The organism is Nonomuraea sp. NPDC004580, from assembly GCF_040609855.1.
Classification (GTDB): Bacteria; Actinomycetota; Actinomycetes; order Streptosporangiales; family Streptosporangiaceae; genus Nonomuraea; species Nonomuraea salmonea.
Genome location: NZ_JBEXLH010000003.1, coordinates 370,972 through 393,927, shown reverse-complemented (window position 1 = coordinate 393,927; position 22,956 = coordinate 370,972). Strand labels below are relative to the sequence as shown.

The window sequence follows — 22,956 nt, the reverse complement described above, 5'->3', positions numbered from 1 at the left end:
GGCAGGTCGCGCAGGTTGGCGCGGGCGTCGCGGACGGCGGCCGCCTCGGACTCCAGCCCGAACACCGCGCCCTCGGGGCCCACCGCTTCGGCCAGCCCGGCCGCGAACAGCCCGACCCCGCAGTAGAGGTCGAGCGCCCACTCCCCCGGCTCGGGGGCGGCGTAGGCGAGCACCGCGTCGAGCAGCGTCTCGGCCGCCCCCGGGTGCACCTGCCAGAAGCCGCTGCCCGCCACCCGGAACTCGCGGTCGCCCACCTGCTCGTGCAGCACCCCCGAGCCGCGGCGCGGCACCGTGCGGCCCTTGCCCTGGTCGAGCAGGATCGAGGCGGGCGCGTCGAGCTCGGGCACGGGCACGCTGCGCCGCGGTCTGGGCGCGACCACGACGGCCCGCTCGCCCCCCGAGGAGGCGATGACCTCGACCCCGGCGGCGCCCGGCCACTCGTGGTCCTGGGCACCCACGGCCTCCACCTCGGGGTGGGCGATCAGGCAGGCGTCGACGACCTGGATGTCATGGGAACGGTGCTTGCGGAAGCCCAGCTCGCCCGCCGGAGTGGCGGCGAACTGCACCCGCGTGCGCCACCCCAGGCCGTCTTTGGCGCCCGGCACCTCCTCGACGACGACCTCGCGCTCGATGCCCGCCAGCCGGCGCAGCTGCTCGGCCACCACCTGGGCCTTGAGCCGCCGCTGCGCCTCCAGGGTGGCGTGCTGCCAGTCGCAGCCGCCGCACCTCCCGGGCCCGGCGTAGGGGCAGGGCGGCACGACCCGGTCGGGCGAGGCGTCGAGGATCTCGACGGCGTCGGCCCGCAGGAACCTGGCCGTCTCCTCGGTGACGGCGGCGATCACCCGCTCGCCCGGCAGCGCGTGGCGTACGAACACGACGCGCCCTTCGTGGCGCGCCACACACCAGCCGCCGTGCGCGACCGGACCTACCGTCAGCTCGAGAGTTGCCTGTTCCACAGGGAACAGCCTATGCCCAGGCCCGGAGGGCTCCCGTCCCGCTCGGTCGCCTACTGTAGGTGGTCATGGACAGAGTGGTACGGCGGAGGCTCGGCTTCGGCGGCACTCTGGTGGCCACGCTGTTCGCGTGCGCCTCGCTGACCCCGTCGCTGCTGCCCCGCCCGTGGCTCTACCAGGGCGTGATGGGCGCGGTCACCGGCATACTCGGCTACGCCGCGGGCGCCTCGCTGGGCGCGCTCGGCCGCTCGGTCATCCGCCACCGTCTTCCTGAGCGGGCGCGGCGGATCAGCTGGCGGGTCATGCTGGGCGGCTGCGCCGCGCTGGCGGCCGTGGCCCTCTGGTACAGCTACGACTGGCAGCGCGACCTGCGGGCGCTCATGGGCATGGACACCCGCATCACCTGGTTCCCGCCGGTGATCCTGGCCGTCGCGGTCGCGCTGTTCTGCCTGTGCCTGCTGCTGGCCCGGCTGATCCGCCTGGCCGGGCGCAGGCTCAACGCCTGGCTCGACCGCTACGTCCCCGCCTACGTGGGGCACGTGGTGGGCGCGTCCGTCATCGCGCTCGTGGTCACGGTGTTCGCCAACGACGTGCTGTTCAACGGGTTCGTGGCGCGGATCAGCGACATCTCCTCCGTCGCCAACGAGGGCACCCATCCCGGCGTGCGCAGGCCGGCCTCGGCGTACGTGTCGGGCGGTCCAGGCTCGCTCGTCTCATGGGAGTCGCTGGGCCGCGAGGGGCGCCGCTTCACCGGCACGGCCACCACGCCGGGCCGGCTGACCGCCTTCTCCGGCCGGCCCGCCGCCCGGCCCATCAGGGTGTACGTCGGCCTCGACGGCGCCTCATCACCGCGGCGACAGGCCGCCCTCGCGGTGCGCGAGCTGGAGCGGACCGGCGCGTTCGGCCGCCGGGTGCTGGCCGTGCTGGGCACCACCGGCACCGGGTGGGTCGACCCGCACATCGCCGACGCGCTGGAGTACATGTACAACGGGCAGTCCGCGCTGGTCGCGATGCAGTACTCGTACCTGCCGAGCTGGGTGTCGTTCATGGTCGACAGGGACAAGGCGGCGGCCGCGGGGCGGGCCCTGTTCGACGCCGTACGCGAGCGGTGGGCACGGCTGCCCGCCGCGAAGCGGCCGAAGCTGGTGCTGTCGGGCGAGAGCCTGGGGTCGTACCAGATGGAGGAGAGCGTCCGCGACCTCGACGAGCTGGCCGCCAAGGCGGACGGCGCGATGTTCGTGGGCCCGCCCAACGCCAACCCCATCTGGCGGCGCCTGACCACCGGCCGCGAGCGCGGCAGCCCCGTGTGGCGGCCGGTCTACGACGACGGCGAGACGGCCAGGTTCGCCCAGGAGCCCGGCGACCTGTCCGAGCCTCCGGCTCCGTGGCCCCACCCGCGCGTGGTCTACCTGCAGAACACCAACGACCCCGTCGTGTGGTGGTCGCCTGAGCTGATCTACGACCGGCCCGCCTGGCTGGAGGGCGAGCGGGGGCCCGGCGTCAACCCGGAGATGAACTGGTTCCCGCTGGTGACGTTCTGGCAGGTGCTGGTGGACATGACGGCCGCGCTGGACGTGCCGGCCGGTCACGGCCACCGCTACGGCGCGAACATCGCGGACGGGTGGGCCGCCGTCGCGCCGCCGCCCGGCTGGGACGCCGGCGACACCCTGCGGCTGCGGGCGCTGCTCAACTAGCGGGGGCTCTTCTCCTGCCGATCGCCCGTCTGGTGCCAGGGCCGGCGCACCGCGCCCGGCGCGAACGGCTCGGGCCTGCCGATGAGCCGGTCGGAGGAGTGCAGCTGCCAGGGGACGCTGGTCACCATGACGCCGGGCTTGAACAGCAGGCGGGCCTTGAGCCGCAGTGCGCTCTGGTTGTGCAGCAGGTGCTCCCACCAGTGGCCAACGACGTACTCGGGGATGAAGACCGTCACCACGTCGCGGGGCGAGCGGCGGCGCAGCGTCTTGACGTAGTCGAGCACGGGCTGGGTGATCTCGCGGTACGGTGAGTCGAGCATCTTGAGCGGCACCGGGATGCCCCGCCGCTCCCACTCCTCCTGCAGCTTGCGGGCCTCCTCGCCCTCGACGCCGACCGTGACGGCCTCCAGCGTGGAGGGGCGGGTGGCGCGGGCGTACGCGATGGCGCGCATCGTCGGCTTGTGGATCTTGGAGACGAGCACGATCGAGTGGTTGCGCGCGGGCAGCATGGACGGCTCGTAGTCCTCGGTCAGCTCCAGCTCGGCCGCGACCTTGTCGTAGTGGCGCCTGATGGCCTTCATCATGAGGAAGAGCACCGGCATCGCGATCACCACGATCCAGGCCCCGACCAGGAACTTCGTCAGCAGCACCACGATCAGCACCAGCCCGGTCATCACCGCGCCGACGAAGTTGATCACCCGGCTGCGGTGCATCTGGTGGCGGACCCGCAGGTCGGTCTCGGTCTTCAGGTGGCGGGTCCAATGGATGACCATGCCGGTCTGGCTGAGCGTGAACGAGACGAAGACGCCGACGATGTAGAGGTTCAGCAGACGGCTGACGTCGGCCTGGAACCCCCACAGCAGCAGGCAGGCGCCCAGCGCCAGGATGATGATGCCGTTGGAGAAGGCCAGCCGGTCGCCGCGGGTGTGCAGCTGGCGCGGCAGGTAGCGGTCCTGGGCGAGGATCGAGCCGAGCACGGGGAAGCCGTTGAACGCCGTGTTGGCCGCGAGGAACAGGATCAGCGCCGTCACCGCCGAGATCAGCACGAACGCCGGCGACCCGCCGCCGAACACCGCGTCGGCCACCTGGGAGATGATCGGCTGCTGGTAGTAGCCGGGGCCGACCGGGGTGCCGTCGGGCTTGAGCAGGTCTTCCGCCACGACCGACGGCTCGGCCACCTTGACCCCCGAGGCCAGGCCGAGCGCGATGATGCCGCCGAACATGGTGATCGCGACCAGGCCCATCAGCAGCAGCGTGGTGGCCGCGTTCTTGCTCTTGGGCTTGCGGAAGGCGGGCACGCCGTTGCTGATCGCCTCGACCCCGGTCAGCGCCGCGCACCCGGTGGAGAAGGCGCGCAGCACGAGGAACGCGGCGGCGAAGGCGGTGAGGTTCGTCTGCTCCGGCTCGATCGTGAAGTGCGCGCTCGGGGCCTGGAGGTGCTCGTGCAGCAGCAGTGTACGGAACCCGCCCCACACGATCATGCCCAGCACGGCGATCATGAACGCGTACGTGGGGATGGCGAAGGCGGCGCCCGACTCGCGGATGCCGCGCAGGTTGACCACGGTGAGCAGGACGACGATGGCGATGGCGACGGTCGGCTTGTGCTGGCCCACGAACGGGATGGTCGCGCCGACGTAGTCGACGCCGTTGGCGACGGACACCGCGACGGTCAGCACGTAGTCGACCATGAGGGCGCTGGCCACGGTGAGCCCGGCGTTCTTGCCGAGGTTGGTGGTGGCGACCTCGTAGTCGCCGCCGCCGCTGGGATAGGCGTGCACGTTCTGCCGGTACGACGCCACGACCGTGAGCATCACGACCACGACGGCGGCGGCCACCCAGGGGCTGTACGAATAGAACGAGACCCCCGCCAGGGAGAGGATGACGAGGATCTCTTGGGGCGCGTACGCGACAGACGAGAGCGCGTCACTCGCGAAGACGGGTAGCGCGATCCGTTTCGGGAGGAGTTGCTCGTGGAGCTGCCCGCTTCGGAGGGCGCGCCCCACGAGCAAGCGTTTGACAAGATCCGTTACCTTCGCCACGTAACGAGATGCTAGTCGCAGGCCGAGGCCGGGCTCTAGGCGCTCCCCCCGAGGGCCATACTGGTGTCGAGCAACCGGCCGGCCGCGTCAGATGCGGGGGGAAATGCATATAGTGATCATGGGGTGTGGCCGGGTCGGATCGACCCTCGCCCACATCCTCGAGGACAGCGGGCATTCCGTGGCCATCATCGACCGCGATCCACAGGCCTTCCGCCGGCTGCGCGCCGGGTTCCGCGGGCGGCGGGTGACCGGCATCGGCTTCGACCGCGGCGTGCTCACCGACGCCGGCATCGAGTCGGCCGCCGCCTACATCGCGGTTTCCAGCGGCGACAACTCCAACATCATCTCCGCGCGCGTCGCCCGCGAGACGTTCGGCGTCGACAACGTCGTGGCCCGCATCTACGACCCCCGCAGGGCCGAGGTCTACCAGCGGCTGGGCATCCCCACGGTGGCCACCGTGCGCTGGACCGCCGACCAGATCATGCGCCGCATCCTGCCCGAGGGCGCCGAGCCGCTGTGGCGCGACCCGACCGGCACCGTCGTCCTCGCCGAGGTCATCGTCAACCCCGCCTGGATCGGCACCCGCGTCACCGACCTCGAAGAGCGCGCCCGCACCCGCGCCGCCTTCGTCAACCGCATGGGCGAGGCCGTCACCATCACCCGTGACACCGTGGTCCAGGAGGGCGACGTGCTCCACGTGATCGCCGCCGAGACCGACATGGACCGGATCAACAAGGTGCTCGCCGCGGCACCGGAAGAGGACGAGTGATGCGCGTCGCCATCGCCGGCGCCGGTGCCGTGGGCCGCTCCATCGCAGCCGAGCTGCTGGAGAACGGCCACGAGGTGCTGCTCATCGACAGCGACCCCCACGCCATCAAGATCGACAGCGTTCCGCGGGCCGAATGGCTGCTCGCCGACGCCTGCGAGATCGCCTCGCTCGACGAGGCCGGGCTCAACAACTGCCACGTCGTGGTGGCCTCGACCGGTGACGACAAGGTCAACCTCGTGGTGTCGCTGCTGGCCAAGACCGAATACGGGGTGCCGCGGGTGGTCGCCCGCATCAACCACCCCAACAACGAGTGGCTGTTCAACGAGTCGTGGGGCGTCGACGTGGCCGTCTCCACGCCGCGCCTGCTCAGCGCGCTGGTGGAGGAGGCGGTGAGCGTCGGCGACCTGGTCAGGCTGATGACGTTCCGCCAGGGGCAGGCCAACCTGGTCGAGCTCACCCTCGCCGAGGACGCGCCGGTGGTGGGGCAGCGGGCGGGCTCGGTGCCGTGGCCGGTCGACTCCGCGCTGGTGGCGATCCTGCGCGAGGGCCGCGTCCTGGTGCCGACCGCCGACGACCCGCTGGAGGCGGGCGACGAGCTGCTGTTCGTCGCCAGCCAGGAGGTGGAGCAAGAGCTCGCCCACCTCCTGTCGCAGCACTAGCGAGGTCCGCGGCTCAGAACAGGCCGAAGTGCTTGTGCCCGTGGTGGTGATGGTGACGGCGGAAGTCCACCTTCGCGCAGCCGCCGTCGGTGGTCCAGATCGTGAGCGGCTTCAGCCTGAGCACGCCGGTCACCTCCTTCCCGCACACGTGGCTCGGCCCCCAGAAGTCGTCCGCGATGGCGGGCGTGGGTGCGAGGAGCAGTGCGGCGGCGGTCATGGTGACGGCGGCGATGACGCTTCTGTACATGGCGGTCCCCCAAGATGTGAGAGGTGATCGTTCGCCAGCCTTGTACCCCTGCCTGTGGATCGACTGATTCAGCGTTCGGCCCGGAGATCTTTACTCCTGAGCGGGTAGGTGCCGGGCCATGCGCTACAACGTGCTGGCCACCGACTACGACGAAACCCTCGCCTCGGGCGGCCAGGTGGCGGAGGCCACCATCGCGGCCCTCGAACGCCTGTCCAAGGCCGGGATCAAGCTGCTGCTGGTCACCGGCCGCGAGCTGGACGACCTGCTGTCCGTCTTCCCCCATCCCGCCCTGTTCGACCTGATCGTGGCCGAGAACGGCGGGCTGCTGTACGACCCGCACCAGCGCACCTGCGACGCCCTGGCCACGCCTCCGCCGCCCGAGCTGGCGCAGCGGCTCAGGGACGCGGGCGTCAGCCCGCTCGGCGTCGGCCAGGTGCTGGTCGCCACCCGCGAGCCGCACGACGTGCAGGTCCTGCAGGCCATCCGCGAGCTGGGCCTGGAGCTGCAGGTCATCTACAACAAGGGCGCCGTCATGGTGCTGCCGCCCGGCGTCAACAAGGCCAGCGGCCTCTGCGCGGCGCTCGACCGGCTCGGCCTGTCGCGGCACAGCGTGGTCGCGGTCGGCGACGGTGAGAACGACCACGCGTTCCTGCAAGCCGCCGAGTGCGGGGCCGCCGTGGCCGACGCGCTGCCCGCCCTCAGGGACGCCTGCGACCTGCCGCTCGACGGGCCGGCCGGGCGCGGGGTGGTCGAGCTGGCCGGGAAGCTGATGGCGGGCGAGCTCGACGAGCTCGAGCTCGCCCGCCATCACGTCCTGCTCGGCCACGACGAAGGGGCCGAGGTGCGGCTGCCGACGTACGGGCTGGGCCTGCTGGTCGCCGGGCCGTCCGGCAGCGGCAAGTCCACCGTCACCACCGCGCTGCTCGAACGGCTCGTCGGCGACGGCTACCAGTGCGTCATCGTGGACCCCGAAGGCGACTACGCCGAATATCCCGGTGTGACCGTGCTCGGCGACCCCGACCGGGTGCCCTCCGTGGACGAGGTCGCCCACGTGCTGGAGCATCCCGGGCACAGCGTCGTCATCAACCTCATCGGGCTGCAGCTGCGCGACCGGCCCGCGTACTTCGCGGAGCTGCTGCCCCGGCTCACCGGGCTGCGCACCAAGCTCGGCCACCCGCACTGGCTCGTGCTCGACGAGGCGCACCACCTGATGCCCGCCGAGGTCCGGCAGGTACCACTGCAGCATCCCGGCGACCTCGGCGCGGTGCTGATGATCACCGTGCATCCCGACGCGCTCAGCCCGGCCGCGCTTGACCTGGTCAACAGCACCATCGCGGTCGGCAAGGAGCCGGAGAACACGCTCGCCGCGTTCGCCACCGCGCGTGGCGTCGATGCGCCCGCGCTGCCCGACGGCCCCGGCGACATCGCGCTGTGGCTCGACGGCACCGGGTCAGGCCGCCGGCTCACGCTGGCGCCCGCCCGGCAGGAGCGCACCCGGCACCGGCGCAAGTACGCGGCCGGGACCATGTCGAAGGACAAGAGCTTCTACTTCACCGGGCCCGAGCAGCGGATGCGGCTGCGGGCCAGAAACCTGCACACGTTCGTGGAGCTGGCCGAGGGCCTGGACCACGACACGTGGCTGCACCACCTGCGGCGGGGCGACTACTCGACGTGGATCCGCGACTGCCTCGGCGACGCCGAACTGGCCGACGAGGTGGCGGCGCTGGAACGCGACGAGGCGGCCGACGCGGACTCGACGCGGCGGCGCGTGGCCGACCTCATCGGCGCCCGCTACACGCTCCCCGCCGAACCCACCGCCTTCGACCCGGACCACGACGACCGCTGACCTCTCCCCGAGGCCCGCCGCGACCACCGCTGACCTCTCCCCGAGGCCCCGGCCGCGACGATTGCCCCACCCCTTCTGAGGGACCTCGGCCGCAACAGACCCAAGGGTCCCGTGGCCGGGGTGCTCGGGCGGGTCAGGCGGGGTCAGGCGGGGGCTACAGGGGGCTTGACCGGGGTGCGGCCGCGGCCGAGCACCCAGAGCATGGCCGCCAGCGCCGCCACCTGCAACGGCCAGCCCATGACGATCTTGGCGAAGCCGAGCGCGGCGACCGCCTCGTCACCGCCGCCGAACAGGTAGACGGGCCCCTGCACGGCCACCCTGACCGCGCACGGCAGCATGAGCAGCCAGGTCAGGCGCGTGCACAGCCGCACGATGCCGGGATCCTTGTGCCAGCCTGTCGGGTCACCCGTGACCGAGCCGATCAGGAACCCGACGACCGGCCACCGGGCGACGATCGAGATCAGCATCGCCACCGCGTAGCCGGCGTTGTAGAGGATGCCGGGCAAGAAGTAGTCTTTCGCGTCGCCCGTACGGCTGGCGAAGAACGCCCCGATCGCGATGCCGATCAAGCTGTTGATCACGAACTGCGGCGTCGACCGCTGCAGCACGCGCACCAGCAGCAGCACCACCGACAGCGAGATGCTGATGATGAGCGACAGCTTCAGATCCTCGCTGAGGATCCACGTCAGCGTGAACGCGACCGTCGGCACCGCCGCCTCGACGATGCCTCTGACCCCGCCGAACGCCTTCGCGAGCTGGGCTCGCACCGCCGCTTCGACCGTGTCGTGGGCGACCTCTTCCGCCTCGGCACTCACCTGATCAACTCCCTGGGCGCAGCTCGTAACGCGGATTGAACATCACTTTGCGCCCGTCTTGCAGGCTCACCAGGCCCTCGGCCTTGACCGTGCGGCCCGGCTCGATGCCCGCGATCCTGCGGCGGCCGAGCCAGACCAGGTCGATGACGTCGGACCCGTCGTAGAGCTCGGCCTCGAGAGCGGGAGCACCGCCCCTCGGACGCAGTGTCACCGTACGTAGCGTACCGGCCACGCAGAAGCGGCGGCGGCCGCCACACGAGACGATGGGGGTGGCGCCGACCTCGTCGGCGTCCTCCCGCAGCTCGCGGGCCTCGATCTCTGACTGGGGGGAGGCCAGCCGGCTGAAGAACCCGCGCAATCCCCCACGTTTCGGGGGCTCTGCCGTACTCATGATGCCTCAGCCTATGTGATGTCAGCCGTCAGCGAATCTCGCTGATCTCCGGTCCTCGCCTGAACGGGTTGAACCGCGGCCCCTCGCCCGCGTCGCCGCCCGGCTCGTTGGGCCGGCGCAGCGGGATCGGCTCCTCGCGCGCCATCGGCTCGTCACCCCGCACGACCACGACGTCTCTGATGAAGTCGTGGTACGGGGCCGCCGTCGCGTCGTCGACGGCCGCCTTGCCCGAGATGACCGCGAGCAGGAACCAGCGGGGCCCGTCGATGCCGATGTAGCGGGCCGGCCTGCTGTCACCGTCGAGCCGCATCTCACCGCTCAGCTCCGTGCCGAACGGCCCCTCCTGCTCGTGCAGCACCCCCGCCTGGCTCGCCAGCTTGGTCCGCACCTCGTCCCACAGGCCCGAGCTGCGCGGCGCGGCCAGGGCCTGCAGCTGCAGCGAGCTCTCGTCGTACAGGACGACCACGCCGACGTGCTGATCCCCCACGGAGGCCAGCCGCACGTCGAAGTCGGGGTTGTGCGGCAACCGCAGGCCGCCCAAATCGATGCGGTCGTTGTCCGGGTGGGGCTCGTCGGCGTCCCACGGGCCGGACTCCCGCATCGGCGCCGCAGCCTCCTGCTCGGCCGCCTGATCCGGCTGCTCACGACGACGACGTCGGAACACGTTCCTCACTCTCCCTGCTCGTCGGGCTCATCGGCCCGTTGTACGTCCGTCTCACGCGGACCCCTGCCTCGGGCCCGCTTGATCTGCACCGGTCAGCGCCCCGTGGATCCGAACCCGTTCGCACCGCGTACGGACCCCGGCAGGCGCTCCACCTCGTAGAAGGCCGCCCGCTCCACGCGCTGCACGACGAGCTGCGCCACCCGGTCGCCCCGGCGCAGCCGGAACGGCTCCTTGGCGTCGGTGTTGATCAGCGTCACCCTGATCTCGCCCCGGTAGCCGGCGTCGACCGTGCCGGGCGCGTTGACCAGCGTGACCCCGTGCTTGGCCGCCAGGCCGGAGCGGGGATGCACGAACGCCGCGTAGCCGTCGGGCAGTGCGATCGCCACCCCCGTGCCGACCACGGCCCGCTCGCCGGGCTGCAACTCGACGTCCTCCACCGCGTAGAGGTCGGCGCCGGCGTCACCCGCGTGCGCGTACGACGGCATCGGCAGCTCCGCGTCGAGCCGCTGGATGAGGACCTCTACTGTGTTGCTCAAGGATTCACCTCGTAATCCGGATGTTCGACCTCGATGGCGGCCAGATCGCCGTGCTTGGCGAAGTGTTCCATGTTCACCTCGATGAACAGCGCTGCCGCGCGGACGGCGACCGGTCCGTCCGGGGCGCCGATGCGCCCCTCCGCCTCAAGGTACGCCTTCCTGCCCGCGATGCCGTTGCACCAGGCACGCAGGTGGAGTGTCGTGCCCACGGGAACGGGGAGGAGGTAGTCGGTCTCCAGCCGTCCCGTCACATATGGCTTGCGGAACAGGTATACGGACATACCGATGACCTCGTCCATCGCGGTCGCCAGCACCCCGCCGTGCGCCAGCTTCGGCGCCCCCTGGTGCGCCTCCCCCACCCTGAACTCGGCCTCGACCGTCGTGCCGTCGGGTGTCCTGGCCTTGAGATGCAACCCCGTGGGGTGCTCGGCCCCGCACCCGAAACACTGACCGTAGTGGGAGGACAGAACGGTGCCCGGCGCAGGCGCCCCCGGCACCGCCCCGGGCGGTCCAGCGTTGGGAGGCGGCGTGGTGAGGGAGGAACGCGTCACGGGTGACGAGGTTACTCCGTGCCACCCATACCCGAATCCCACCCAACCCCCACCCGCTCCGCCGCATCACCCGCCCCGCACGCCGGGGGATCATGGGCGCGAAGGAGCGGCCTCCGTATCGGCCCTGGACACGTCACCGCCCGCCATACCGCCGACGCCATCCGCCGCACCGGGACCGTGAGCGCCACCGTCACCAGCGGCACCAGAACCGCGAGCGCCGTTGTCACGGCGGCTGCCGCCCTCGCCTCCGTCGTCGCCACGACGGTCGCCTCCGTCACTCCGGCGGCCTCCGCCGTCGCCGTGGTCGGGAGTGTCCGTCGTGTCGTCGTCGGCGGGTGGGGGTGGGGTGGGTGGGGGCGAGGCGGGTGGGGATGAGTCGCCGTGGCCTGGGGGGAGCTCGGGGGGTTTGTGGCGCAGCTCTGGCAGGGCGCGATAGATGACCGCTGCCACGGGGACCGCCACTGCGGCGCCGGCGATGCCGGCCAGGACGCCGCCCACCGACAGGACGAGGATGATCGCCAGCGGGTGGAAGTGCAGCGCCCGGCCCACGATCAGCGGCTGCAGGACGTGGTTTTCGAGCTGCTGCTCCACGATGAGGATGCCGAGGAAGATCAGCGCGTAGACGAGCCCCTTGGCGCCCAGCGTGACCAGGGTGGCGACGGTGCCGGCGAAGAAGATGCCGACGATGGGGATGAAGCTGGCGAAGAAGATGAGCACGGCCAGCGGCGCCCACAGCGGCACGCCCATGCCGGCCAGCACGATGCCCATGATGAGCCCGTGGACGGCGGCCACCGCCACGGTGCCCTGGACGTAGTGGGAGAGCGTGGTCCAGGCGGCCCGCCCGGCGCGGTCGACCCTGGGCGCCACCCCGCCGAACGCCTTGAGGAACCACATCCAGATGCGGTCACCGTCTTTGAGCAGGAAGAACGTCACGAACAGCAGCAGCACGATGGACGCGAGCACCTCGACGGCGACCGCGCCGGCCGACAGCACGGTGCCGGTGATGGCGGTGCGCTGCTCGTTGACCATGGTGGCGACCTCGTCGACGTAGTCGGTGATCTGCGCCTCTTCGAGGTGGAGCGGCCCGGTGATCAGCCACTCCTGGACGGTCCTCGCGGTCTCCTGGACCTGGCTGACGAGACCGGGGAACTCTTCGCTGGCCCGCGCCCCGACCAGCCATCCCGTGCCGACGAGCACGGCCAGCGCCACCAGCATGGTGATCCAGGTGGCGTAGATGGGCCGCATGCCGGCGCTGCGCAGGCTCTTGGTGAGCGGGAACAGCAGCGCGGTCAGCAGGAGCGCGATCGCCACGGGCAGCGCCACGAACGCGAGGCGGGCGATGACCTGGACGATGAAGTAGACGACCACGCCGACGAGGATCAGGCAACCGGACCATGCGGCCATCCTGGCCAGCACGGGCGGCACGAGCTTGGTTGGGCGGTCGGGCAGCACGTGTTCAAGACTGGCATGTCCGGGCCCGTCACGCGCGCGGATATCGGCGCGACCACGACCGCTGTCAGCGTAATCCGGCGAAGCGACCCAGCGGTCCGGGGACGGAAGGTGGCGGACGACGCGCACGGCGGCAGACGGCACGCACCTTCACGTGGCGCGGCCCGCTCACATCGGCGACATCGGGTCTGTGCAAGGGGCGGTGATCGTGTCACCGTCGTGACCATGAAAGCTCCGGTGATCCTCGTCATGGCGGCGTCATGTCTGGTGGCCGCGCCCCTCGCGCCCGCGTCCGCGTCCGCGTCCGCTTCCGCCTCCCGTGTCCCGCTGTCCCTGGAGGTGCGCTCCAGCCGGCCGGACCAGGTCAGCGGGGGTGATGCGCTGATCAGGGTGGACGGGGACGTCAAGGCCAGGGTGCTGCGCAACGGTGAGGACGTCACGGAGGCGTTCGAGCGCAGCGGCAAGGGACGTACGGGCCTCGTGACGGGCCTGCGGGACGGCGAGAACACGATCACCGCGGTCGCCGGCCGGCACAGGAAGAGCATCAAATTGCGCAACCACCCCAGCCAGGGGCCCATCTTCTCGGGTGAGCACCAGTACCCGTTCCTGTGCAAGACGGAACGCAGCGGACTCGGCCCCCCGAAGCCCGACAACCAGGACGGCCAGGGCATGCGGGTCGAGGGCGGCTGGAGCAAGGACTGCTTCGCCCCGACGGTGAACGACCGCCTCTACCGCTCGGCCGACGGCACGTACAAGCCGATGCCCGCGGAACGGCCGGCCGACATGGCCACCACCACCCTGCCCGACGGCCGGACGGTCGACTTCGTGGTACGCCGCGAGCGCGGCGTCATCAACCGCTTCCTCTACTCGATCGCGATGCTGGAGGACGGCTACACCGGCCGCGCGGTCTACCGGTTCGACGGCGGCGTGGCGATCGGCCACGACCAGGGGACGATCGGCGGCGGCGCGCTCGACGCGCACCAGCTCGGCCAGGGCTACGCGATCATGTACTCGTCCGGCACCCGCACCAGCACCCACTACAACCTGATCCTGGGCGGCGAGACGGCCCTGATGGTCAAGGAGCGGTTCATCGAGCGGTACGGCCCGCCGCTCTACACGGTGGGCGTGGGCGCGTCGGGCGGCGCGATCCAGCAGTACATCTACGGACAGAACCACAGGACGCGGGTGATCGACGCCGCCATCCCGCAGTACTCCTATCCGGACATGGTCACCCAGACCATCCACGTGGGCGACTGCGAGCTGCTCGAACGCTACATGGACCGGCATCCGCGCTGGGCCCAGTGGGACGACCGCACGGCGCTGATCGGCATGAACGCGAGCGACACCGTCGCGAACCCGTACACCGGGCGGCCCGGCTCTGACGAGTGCGTGAACGGCTGGCGCGGTCTGACCCCGCTCACCATGAATCCGCTGTGGACGTCCGACAACGACCCCGAGTGGCAGCGCATGGACCCGCCGGGCGTCAAGGACACCGTCCAGTGGACGCACTGGGACGACCTGCGCAAGGTGTACGGCGTGGACGAGACCGGATACGCCCGCTCGACGTGGGACAACGTGGGCGTCCAGTACGGGCTCAAGGCGCTCACCGACGGCGTGCTGACGCCGGAGGAGTTCCTGGACCTCAACGCGCAGGCGGGCTCGTGGAAGGAGGCGGCGGACATGGTGCAGGAGGGCTGCCCCTTCGTGCCCTCGGCCTGCCCCGCCGACCTCGACCCGTGGAGCGCCCGTAACGCCCACCAGGGCGATCCCGCGCCGCGCCGCACCGGTGACCCGGTGGCCATCAGGAACGTGCTGCGCAGCGGGCTGGTGTTCGGCGGCGACATCGACATCCCGGTGATCGACTGGCGGCACTACCTGGAGGAGGAGCTGGACATGCACAACGCGCACCAGTCGTTCGCCTCCAGGAAGCGGATGCTGGACCACGACGGGCAGGCGGGCAATCAGGTCATCTGGTTCACGGACGCGCGTCCGGACGGGCCTGAGTTCGACCAGACGCCCGAGGCGCTCAAGGTGATCGACGCGTGGATGGCCAACATCCGGAAGCATCCGGCGCGCGGCGTGATCAACAACAAGCCGCCCCAGGCCGTGGACCGCTGCTTCGCCACCGACGGCACCGAGATCGCCGCAGGGCCGCAGGTGTGGGACGGCATTCTGGACCGCCGCGCCCCCGGGGCGTGCACCAAGCGCTTCCCCCTCTACGGCACCTCCCGCACGGTGGCGGGCGGCCCGATCGAGGGCGGCGTCTACAAGTGCCGCCTCCAGCCGGTCGGCCGGGCGATCGCCAAGGGCCTGTACGGCTCCTGGCGCCCCACCTCCGACCAGCGCGCCCGGCTGAAGCAGATCTTCCCCACGGGCGTGTGCGACTACCGCTAGGGGCAGCACAGGCCCACGGGGGCAACACAGGCCGGGTAAGAACGCAGAGCCCAGGGCCCCAGGGTGGTGGCCTTGGCGGGCGGTGGTGGACGGAGGGGTGGCAATAGAGTGGCCTGCCATGGGCACTCAACGCCGCCCCGCCACCGAGCCGGAGGCCCGCGCCCTGGCCTCGGCCGCCCGCCTGCGCATCCTGCGGCTCTGCCTCGACCAGGCCCTGACGAACAAGGAGATCGCGGGCCGGCTGGGCGCGAACCCCGCCACCACGCTGCACCACGTACGCAAGCTCGTCGAGACGGGTTTCCTGGCCGCCGAGCCGCGCAGGCCGGGCCCGCGCGGCTCGACGGAGATCCCCTACCGCACCACCGGCAAGACGTGGGAGATGGACGTCCGCGAGAGCGGCGTGACCGGCGCCAACGCGGCCATGCTCGGCGCGTTCCTTGAGGAGGTGCGGCTGGTCGACGTCGCGGACGGCGAGTTCGCCAGGCTCGGGGTCAGGCTGACGGAAGAGGGCCGCGAGGAGCTGTGGCGGCGGCTGCGCGAGGTGATCGACGACTTCCGCGACCGCCGGCCACCGGCGGACGGCGCGGCCTACTCGCTCTTCCTCGCCGTCCACCGGGACGTCACCAGGGACCCACCCAGGGAGCCCGAGTGATCAGACCAGGTCCACCTCGACCTTGAGCTGCTCACCGGTCTCCAGCACGAACTCCTCCACGTTGCCCGCCGCGCACACGTCGTCGGACGCCTGCGCGAGCAGCCCGGCGTCGGGCGTCCACACGCTCAGGCGCGACACCTCGGCCCGCATCGACAGCTTGGCCTCCGACTTGGCCTTGCGCACCTGTCCGAGCACGTCGGAGGCGACGGCCAGCACCGCCGGGTCGCCGGCGCCGCGCTCGGCGGCGGGCCAGGAGGCGCGGTGCACGGAGCCGTCGCGCCACCACGACCACACCTCCTCGGTGACGAACGGCAGGAACGGCGCGAACATCCGCAGCAGCACGTCGAGCGCCTGCCGCAGCGCCGCGTGCGCCGACGCGGCGCCCGGGCCGGACTCGTACGCCCGCGCCTTGACCAGCTCCAGGTAGTCGTCGCAGAACGCCCAGAAGAAGCGTTCGACCACCTCGATGGCCCTGGTGTGGTCGTAGGCGTCGAACGCCTCGGTGGCCTCGCGCACGGTGTCGGCCAGCGCCGCCAGCATCGACAGGTCGAGCGGCTCGGTCACCTCGCCGTCGCTCTCGGCCAGCCCGAGCACGAACTTGGAGGCGTTGAGGATCTTGATGGCCAGCCGCCGCCCGATCTTGAGCTGCCCGGGGTCGAAGGCGGTGTCGACGCCGTAGCGGCCGTTGGCCGCCCAGTAGCGCACCGCGTCGGAGCCGTGTTTGTCCAGCAGGTCGAGCGGGGTGACGACGTTGCCCTTGGACTTGGACATCTTCTTGCGGTCGGGGTCGAGGATCCACCCCGAGATGGCGACGTCGCTCCAGGGCAGCTCGCCGAACTCGTAGTGCGAGCGCACCACGGTCGAGAACAGCCAGGTGCGGATGATCTCGTGGGCCTGCGGCCGCAGGTCGGCGGGGAAGACCCGCTTGAACAGGTCGTCGTCGCTGCCCCAGCGACCGGCTATCTGCGGGGTGAGCGACGAGGTGGCCCAGGTGTCCATGACGTCGGGGTCGGCCATGAACCCGCCGGGCACGCCGCGCTGCTCCTCGGTGTAGCCGGGCGGCACGTCGGACGACGGGTCGACGGGCAGCATGTCCTCGGTGGGCAGGATCGGCGCGTCGTGGACGGGCTGCCCCGACTCGTCGATCGGATACCACACCGGGAAGGGCACGCCGAAGAAGCGCTGGCGGGAGATCAGCCAGTCGCTGGTGAGCCCCTCGACCCAGTTGTCGTAGCGCACCCGCATGTGCGGCGGATGCCAGGTGAGCTCGCGCCCGCGGGCGAGCAGCCGCTGCCGCAGCTCCTCGTCGCGGCCGCCGTTGCGGATGTACCACTGGCGGGTGGTGACGATCTCGAGCGGCTTGTCGCCGCGCTCGTAGAACTTCACCGGGCGCTTGATCGGCTTGGGCTCGCCCTCGAGGTCGCCTGACTCGCGCAGCATCTCCACGATGCGCTCGCGGGCGCTGTGGACGGTCTTGCCGGCCAGCTCCTTGTACGGCTCCGCCTCCACGCCCTCGGGCGGCTCGGGCAGCAGCCGGCCGTCCCAGCCGATGACCGGCCTGGTGGGCAGGTGCAGCTCGCGCCACCAGGTGACGTCGGTGATGTCGCCGAACGTACAGATCATCGCGATGCCGGTGCCCTTGTCGGGCTCGGCCAGGCGGTGGGCCAGCACCGGCACCTCGACGCCGAACAGCGGCGTCAGCACCGAGGTGCCGAACAGGTCCTTGTAGCGCTCGTCGTCGGGGTGGGCGACCAGCGCCACGCAGGCGGGGATCAGCTCGGGCCTGGTGGTCTCGATGGTGACCGGGCCCTTCTCGCCGTAGAAGGAGACGGTGTGGAAGGCGCCGGGCCACTCCCTGTCCTCCAGCTCGGCCTGGGCGACCGCGGTGCGGAACGTGACGTCCCACAGGGTCGGGGCCTCGGCGAGGTACGCCTCGCCGCGCAGCAGGTTGCGCAGGAACGCCCGCTGCGAGACCGCCCGCGCCTCGTCGCTGATGGTGGTGTAGAGCAGCGACCAGTCGACCGACAGGCCGATGCGCTTCCACACCTCCTCGAACGCCTGCTCGTCGATGGCGGTCAGCTTGTGGCACAGCTCCACGAAGTTGCGCCGCGAGATGGAGATGTCGCGCTTGCCGGGCTTCTCCGGGGGCACGAAGCCGGGGTCGTAGGGCAGCGAGGGGTCGCAGCGCACGCCGTAGACGTTCTGCACGCGGCGCTCGGTGGGCAGGCCGTTGTCGTCCCAGCCGAGGGGGTAGAACACCGACTTGCCGAGCATGCGCTGGTAGCGCGCCATGATGTCGGTGTGGGTGTAGGAGAAGATGTGGCCGATGTGCAGCGAACCCGACACGGTGGGGGGCGGCGTGTCGATGGAGTAGATCTGTTCACGCGCCGCGGACCGGTCGAAGCGGTAGGTGCCCTCTTCTTCCCAGCGAGCTACCCATACCTGCTCCAGGCCGTCGAGAGTCGGCTTTTGGGGCATGGAGGGACGGCGTAGTCGCTGTTGAGTCATGCCTCCTTATGGTACGGCTTCGCAGGCCCGGCAAACGGTAGAGACTAGTGTTCGTTACAAAGGGGAAGGGAGATCGACATGGCGGAGGAAAAGCCAGATGTCGCCTGGCGCGTCATCGGCGGACTCGTGGGTCTGGTGACGGCGTGGGCGGCCCGCAAGGTGCTGGGTTTCGCCTGGACGAAAGCGACCGGCAAGGAGCCGCCCATCGACACCGACTCGCCTGAGGTGAGCCTCGGCGAGGCGATCGGCTACGCCGTCGTCATGGGGGTCGGCATGTCGGTGGCGCAGATCGTGGTCAACCGGACCGCCAAGAAGCGCTACGACGCGTGGAAGTCGCTGAAGCAGGTGACTCCAGGGCAGTGAGGAACTCGTTGGCCCAGCGGTCCACGTCGTAGGTGGCGACCCGGCGGCGCATCGTCCGCATCCGCCGGGCCAGCTCGTGCGGCGTGGCCCGCATCGCGTTCAGCAACTGCCGCTTGATGTCCTCCACGTCGTACGGGTTCACCAGGTACGACTGCCGCAGCTCGTCGGCCGCCCCGGTGAACTCGCTCAGCACCAGCGCGCCCTGCAGGTCGTGGTGGCAGGAGATGTACTCCTTGGCCACCAGGTTCATCCCATCGCGCAGGGGCGTGACGACCATGACGTCGGCGGCGAGATAGAGCGCCGCCAGCTCCTGGTGGTTGTACGACTGGTGGAAATACCAGATGGGCTGGTAACCGAGCTGGGCGTGCTCGCCGTTGATCCGCCCGACCTGCAGCTCGATGTCGTCGCGCAGCCTGCGGTACTCGTCCACGCGCTCCCTGCTGGGCGTCGCGATCTGCACGAACACCGCCTCGCCCGGCCGCAGCCGCCCGTCCTTGAGCAGCTCGCCGAAGCCTTCGAGGCGCTGCCCGATGCCCTTGGTGTAGTCGAGCCGGTCCACGCCGAGCAGCACGTGCTCGGGCTCGCCCAGCTCGATCCTGATCTCCTTGGCCCTGGCCACGATGTGCGGCTCGCGGACGAGTGCGTCGAGCTGCGCGAAGTCGACCGAGATCGGGAACGCCTGCGTGGTGACGATCCGGTCGTCGAGGAAGATCTCGTTCCCCTTGTACGGCAGCCCCAGCAGCCGGCGGCACAGCCGGCGGAAGTTCGAGGCGCCGCCGGGCAGCTGGAAGCCCACCAGGTCGGCCCCGAGCAGCCCTTCGACGAGGTCCTTGCGCCACGGCAGGCGCCAGAACAGCTCGGTCGGCGGGAAGGGGATGTGCAGGAAGAACCCGATGCGCAGGTCGGGACGCAGGCGGCGCAGCATGGCGGGCACGAGCTGGAGCTGGTAGTCCTGCACCCACACGACCGCGCCCTCCTCGGCCGCCTCCGCGGCGGCCTCGGCGAAGCGCCGGTTGACGACCTGGTAGGCCTCCCACATCTCCCTGTCGAAGACGGGCGTGGCCACGACGTCGTGGTAGAGCGGCCACAAGGTGGCGTTGGAGAAGCCCTCGTAGTAGAGCTCCACCTCGCGGGCGGACAGCGGGACGGGGATGAGGTTCATCCCGTCCTGCTCGAACGGCTCCAGCTTCTCGTCGGGCGCCCCGTGCCAGCCGGCCCAGGCTCCGTGGCGGCGCTGCATCACCGGGGCTATCGCGGTGACGAGCCCGCCAGGACTCCTGCGCCACGAGGCCGTTCCGTCGGGTTCGATCGTGCGGTCCACCGGCAATCGGTTCGCGACGATCAAGAACGAGCTACGGCCAGTCACGCAGTCCTCCTATGGGGTCATATATCAGGAAAGCCGCCGAGCGCGCGGCCAACAGCGGCCGCCACCGACTCCGGGCCCGCGTGAGGGAGGATCGCGGCGATGTGGGAGTCGGGCCTGATGAGCCATGCCTCATCCGGCCCGGCGCCGAGCCTCTCAGCGAGCGAGCCAGTCCCATCGATCTCCGCGAGCCCGCGAACGGCGAGCGGCGCCGTAATGACCTTGCCCAAGACCTGCACAAACAAACTCGAATCGCACATATCACCCAATAGCAAGAGCAATCCGTCTCGTGTGATCTCGCGCAACCTGCCGCCCGGCACGGCCAGGTCAGGCAGGATCACGCCGGGTGACGGCGGGCACACCGCGCCCTTGGGCGGCCGGCCGGCGAAGGGACGCGAGGGCTCGGGCGTGGTGAGGGGCGAGCCGACGTACCAGAAGGGCTCGGCGAAGCGCCCGGAGTCGACCTCGTCCACCCGCCCGCCCTCCAGCACGGCCCGCCGCCGCATGCGCTCCTCCACCGTGCGCGGCACGAGGAAGCGCATGGTGGCGCCGGTCACCTCCAGGTTCTCCACCGCCGCCGCGTGCCGCTCCACGTGGTACGACTCCAGCAGTCCCTCCCCCGCCCACCCGTTGAGCACGAAGGCGAGCTTCCACGCCGCGTTCTCGGCGTCCGGCACCCCCGAGTTGAGCCCGCGCGCACCGAACGGCGCCACCAGGTGGGCGCAGTCGCCGGCCAGCAGCACCCGCCCCACCCGCATCCGCGAGGCCAGGCGCGCGTGGAAGCGGTAGGTGCTGTGCCACAGCAGCTCGTACGGGCGGTCCCCGATGACCTGCCGGACCTTGCGCGCGATGTCGGCCTCGGTGGGGATGAAGTCGGGCGCGATCTGCCAGTCGATCCGGTACGTGCCCCCGGGACACGGGTGGATGAGCACCTGCCGCCCCGGGTTCCACACGGGGTCGAAGTAGAAGCGGCGCTCGTTCTCCCAGCCCGGCAGGTCGGCCTTGATGTCGCAGATCAGGAACTGGTCGTCGAACGTCTCCCCGGTGAACGACACCCCGAGCGCCGCCCGGATCGCCTGCGCCCGCGCGCCCGCGCAGACCAGCACGTACGGCGCCCGCAGCCGCCGCTGCCCGCAGTGCACGGTGACGCCGGAGTCGTCCTGGGTCAGGTCGGTGACCTCGTGCTCCCAGCGCACCTCGACGAGCGGCTGAGCGGCGATGGCCGCGTCGAGTATCTGCTCGGTGCGGGTCTGGGAGATGTTCACGCACGGCGGCAGCGGCCCTTCACACTCGAACGTCCACGACAGCAGCTCGCGGTCGCGGTAGTAGGTGCGGGCGGTGGTCCAGGCCAGGCCCTCCTCGGCCACCTGCCCGGCGCCGGCGGCGGCCCAGATGTCGAGCACGTCGCGCTGCTGGCAGATCGACTTCGAGCCGCCGGACCCCCGGCCGGGCCGCTGGTCGAGCACCAGCACCTGAACGCCCCACCGGGCCAGCAACAGCGCGGCACTCTGCCCGACCGGCCCCGCCCCGATCACGATGACCTGCGGCTCGGCGCTCATGACTGGAGTTCGTCCCAGACCTGGCGGTCGCGCTCCGCGGTCCAGATGCGCGGGCGATCGACGCCGTGCAGCTCGTCCCACAGCCGGGAGACGTTGAACGGCAGGCAGTGCTCGAAGATGGGCCAGGAGCCGTAGCGGGGAGCGAGTGCGCGGTGCGTGCGCTCGAACGCCTCCTTCACCGACCCCGACGCCCCGACCTCGCGCAGCATGACGGTCAGGAAGTCGCGGGTCTGGCCGATGGCGGCCGCGACGGCGTCCTCGCCCTCGGCCACCGCGCCCCTGCCGCCGACCAGCGTGCGCGCGCCGAGCGCGGCCACCCGGTCGAGCGTCGTCGAGACCCAGTCGCGGTGGAAGGCGTCGCCGGTGTAGAGGGCGGCCTGCGACTCCACCAGGTCGCCGGCGAACAGCACGCGCTGCTCGGGCAGCCAGGCCACCAGGTCGCCCTCGGTGTGGCCGCGCCCGCAGTACTGCAGCACGAGGTCGCCGCGCCCGCCGCCCAGGTCGATCGTGAACCGGTCGCTGAACGTCGCGGTCGGCCAGGTCAGGCCGGGGATCGAGCCGGGCTCCTCGAACAGGCGGGGCATCCTGGCGTACTCGCTGGCCCAGTCCTGTGCGCCGCGCTCGGCGACCAGCTCGCGGGTCTTCTCGTGGGTGACGATCACTTCGGCGCCGAACGCCGACGCGCCCAGCACCCTGACCGCGTGGTAGTGCGACAGCACGAGGTAGCGGATCGGCTTGTCGGTGTGCTCGCGCAGCCGGGCCAGCCACCGGCGGGCCGCCACCGGCGTGGCCAGGGCCTCGAAGCAGACGAGGAAGTCCTCGCCCTCGATGGCCCCCACGTTGGGGTCGCCCTCGGCGGTGAGCGCGTACACGCCGTCCGCCAGGATCTCCAGGGACTGCCGCTTCTCGCCGAGGTCCGCCGACGAGGCGAACGGCTTCGCCATCGCTGTCTCCTCCCGCTCAGGGCGCCGCCGTCCCTGGTCCGGGGCGGTGTGCGCGCTCCTAGGAGTCTCTTCCCACCCGCGCGCCGGCAGTCCCGGCGGCGTGCTCTTGACAGGCGTGTCCCGCCGGTGATTGGTTTACCGAACATTCGGTCAGTTGACAAGGGAGACCTTCGTGGAGAGCGCGCGTCGCATGATGGACGCCGACACCGCCTCCGCCGCCCTCGGCATCGAGCCCGCGGAGCTGGGCGACGGCCGGGCGGTGTGCCGGATGACCGTGACCGAGCGGATGGTCAACGGCCACGGCCTGTGCCACGGCGGTTACGTGTTCCTGCTGGCCGACACCGCGTTCGCGTGCGCGTGCAACAGTCATGGGCCGGTCACGGTGGCGGCGGGGGCGGAGATCACGTTCGTCTCCCCCGCTCGCGCGGGTGACGTGCTGATCGCCGAGGCGGAGGAGCGCACCCGCTACGGCCGCAGCGGCATCTACGACGTCACCGTGCGCAGGCCCGACGGTCAGGTGGTCGCGGAGTTCCGCGGCCGGAGCCGGGAGCTGAAGTGAG

General features: G+C 71.1%; 21 protein-coding genes. 8 read left to right on the top strand and 13 right to left on the bottom strand.

The window, feature by feature from the left end; all coding sequences use genetic code 11:
* A partial coding sequence (locus ABZW11_RS07055) for a TRAM domain-containing protein (RefSeq protein ID WP_355413518.1) occupies positions 1-956 on the bottom strand: 956 nt, incomplete at its 3' end.
* Positions 957-1,021: 65 nt separating this feature from the next.
* Here ABZW11_RS07055 and ABZW11_RS07050 point away from each other — a divergent pair.
* Positions 1,022-2,647 (top strand): alpha/beta-hydrolase family protein, encoded by a 1,626-nt coding sequence (locus ABZW11_RS07050; protein ID WP_355413516.1) that lies wholly within the window; start codon positions 1,022-1,024, stop codon positions 2,645-2,647.
* Here ABZW11_RS07050 and ABZW11_RS07045 read toward each other — a convergent pair.
* Complete coding sequence (locus ABZW11_RS07045; protein WP_355413514.1) at positions 2,644-4,686, bottom strand: APC family permease; 2,043 nt, start codon at positions 4,684-4,686, stop codon at positions 2,644-2,646. The genes ABZW11_RS07050 and ABZW11_RS07045 overlap by 4 nt on opposite strands.
* Positions 4,687-4,789: 103 nt before the next feature.
* On the opposite strand from ABZW11_RS07045, the gene ABZW11_RS07040 reads away from it, so the two are divergent.
* Together ABZW11_RS07040 and ABZW11_RS07035 are read left to right on the top strand one after the other, a co-directional pair.
* Positions 4,790-5,455 (top strand): TrkA family potassium uptake protein, encoded by a 666-nt coding sequence (locus tag ABZW11_RS07040; RefSeq protein ID WP_355413512.1) that lies wholly within the window; start codon positions 4,790-4,792, stop codon positions 5,453-5,455.
* On the top strand, positions 5,455-6,114 hold the full coding sequence (locus ABZW11_RS07035; RefSeq protein ID WP_355413510.1) for a TrkA family potassium uptake protein: 660 nt from the start codon (positions 5,455-5,457) through the stop codon (positions 6,112-6,114). Before ABZW11_RS07040 ends, ABZW11_RS07035 begins: the two co-directional genes overlap by 1 nt.
* Before the next feature lie 13 nt (positions 6,115-6,127).
* On the opposite strand, the gene ABZW11_RS07030 is transcribed toward ABZW11_RS07035, so the two are convergent.
* Positions 6,128-6,361: a hypothetical protein gene (locus ABZW11_RS07030; RefSeq protein WP_355413508.1), complete on the bottom strand. Its 234-nt coding sequence runs from the start codon at positions 6,359-6,361 to the stop codon at positions 6,128-6,130.
* Between the two features lie 118 nt (positions 6,362-6,479).
* Between ABZW11_RS07030 and ABZW11_RS07025 the strand changes: the two genes are divergently transcribed.
* A complete protein-coding gene (locus ABZW11_RS07025; RefSeq protein ID WP_355413506.1) occupies positions 6,480-8,207 on the top strand; it encodes an HAD-IIB family hydrolase in 1,728 nt (575 codons plus the stop codon).
* A gap of 143 nt (positions 8,208-8,350) precedes the next feature.
* On the opposite strand, the gene ABZW11_RS07020 is transcribed toward ABZW11_RS07025, so the two are convergent.
* From ABZW11_RS07020 to ABZW11_RS06995, 6 genes are all read right to left on the bottom strand, one after another.
* The gene (locus ABZW11_RS07020; RefSeq protein WP_355413504.1) at positions 8,351-9,022 is read right to left on the bottom strand and encodes a DUF3159 domain-containing protein; all 672 of its coding nucleotides are present in this window, start codon (positions 9,020-9,022) and stop codon (positions 8,351-8,353) included.
* Between the two features lie 4 nt (positions 9,023-9,026).
* Entirely contained in the window at positions 9,027-9,413 is a 387-nt protein-coding gene (locus ABZW11_RS07015) for an OB-fold nucleic acid binding domain-containing protein (RefSeq protein WP_355413502.1), read from the bottom strand.
* A gap of 28 nt (positions 9,414-9,441) precedes the next feature.
* Positions 9,442-10,077, bottom strand: a complete 636-nt coding sequence (locus ABZW11_RS07010; RefSeq protein WP_355413500.1) for a DUF3710 domain-containing protein — start codon at positions 10,075-10,077, stop codon at positions 9,442-9,444.
* Between the two features lie 92 nt (positions 10,078-10,169).
* Positions 10,170-10,613: a dUTP diphosphatase gene (gene dut / locus ABZW11_RS07005; protein ID WP_355413498.1), complete on the bottom strand. Its 444-nt coding sequence runs from the start codon at positions 10,611-10,613 to the stop codon at positions 10,170-10,172.
* Positions 10,610-11,164 carry a PaaI family thioesterase gene (locus ABZW11_RS07000; protein ID WP_355413496.1) on the bottom strand — a complete coding sequence of 185 codons (555 nt, stop codon included), beginning with the start codon at positions 11,162-11,164 and terminating at the stop codon, positions 10,610-10,612. Before ABZW11_RS07000 ends, dut begins: the two co-directional genes overlap by 4 nt.
* 90 nt (positions 11,165-11,254) lie before the next feature.
* Positions 11,255-12,616: an AI-2E family transporter gene (locus tag ABZW11_RS06995; RefSeq protein ID WP_355413494.1), complete on the bottom strand. Its 1,362-nt coding sequence runs from the start codon at positions 12,614-12,616 to the stop codon at positions 11,255-11,257.
* A gap of 222 nt (positions 12,617-12,838) precedes the next feature.
* Between ABZW11_RS06995 and ABZW11_RS06990 the strand changes: the two genes are divergently transcribed.
* Both ABZW11_RS06990 and ABZW11_RS06985 read left to right on the top strand, forming a co-directional pair.
* Positions 12,839-15,007: a DUF6351 family protein gene (locus ABZW11_RS06990; RefSeq protein WP_355413492.1), complete on the top strand. Its 2,169-nt coding sequence runs from the start codon at positions 12,839-12,841 to the stop codon at positions 15,005-15,007.
* Between the two features lie 118 nt (positions 15,008-15,125).
* The gene (locus ABZW11_RS06985) at positions 15,126-15,659 is read left to right on the top strand and encodes a winged helix-turn-helix domain-containing protein (RefSeq protein WP_355413490.1); all 534 of its coding nucleotides are present in this window, start codon (positions 15,126-15,128) and stop codon (positions 15,657-15,659) included.
* On the opposite strand, the gene valS is transcribed toward ABZW11_RS06985, so the two are convergent.
* Positions 15,660-18,137: a valine--tRNA ligase gene (gene valS / locus ABZW11_RS06980; RefSeq protein ID WP_355413488.1), complete on the bottom strand. Its 2,478-nt coding sequence runs from the start codon at positions 18,135-18,137 to the stop codon at positions 15,660-15,662. It abuts the gene before it with no gap.
* A 108-nt stretch (positions 18,138-18,245) separates the two neighbouring features.
* Between valS and ABZW11_RS06975 the strand changes: the two genes are divergently transcribed.
* A complete protein-coding gene (locus ABZW11_RS06975) occupies positions 18,246-18,530 on the top strand; it encodes a DUF4235 domain-containing protein (protein WP_355413486.1) in 285 nt (94 codons plus the stop codon).
* Here the strand turns inward: ABZW11_RS06975 and ABZW11_RS06970 are convergent.
* The 3 genes from ABZW11_RS06970 to ABZW11_RS06960 are packed head-to-tail and all read right to left on the bottom strand — an operon-like array spanning position 18,463 to position 22,396.
* Complete coding sequence (locus ABZW11_RS06970; protein WP_355413484.1) at positions 18,463-19,896, bottom strand: trehalose-6-phosphate synthase; 1,434 nt, start codon at positions 19,894-19,896, stop codon at positions 18,463-18,465. The genes ABZW11_RS06975 and ABZW11_RS06970 overlap by 68 nt on opposite strands.
* A gap of 17 nt (positions 19,897-19,913) precedes the next feature.
* A complete protein-coding gene (locus tag ABZW11_RS06965) occupies positions 19,914-21,452 on the bottom strand; it encodes an FAD-dependent monooxygenase (protein WP_355413482.1) in 1,539 nt (512 codons plus the stop codon).
* Entirely contained in the window at positions 21,449-22,396 is a 948-nt protein-coding gene (locus ABZW11_RS06960; protein ID WP_355413480.1) for an MBL fold metallo-hydrolase, read from the bottom strand. The genes ABZW11_RS06965 and ABZW11_RS06960 overlap by 4 nt, the downstream gene beginning before the upstream one ends.
* Before the next feature lie 190 nt (positions 22,397-22,586).
* On the opposite strand from ABZW11_RS06960, the gene paaI reads away from it, so the two are divergent.
* Positions 22,587-22,955, top strand: a complete 369-nt coding sequence (paaI, locus tag ABZW11_RS06955; RefSeq protein ID WP_355413540.1) for a hydroxyphenylacetyl-CoA thioesterase PaaI — start codon at positions 22,587-22,589, stop codon at positions 22,953-22,955.
* The last annotated feature ends 1 nt before the right edge of the window (position 22,956 follow it).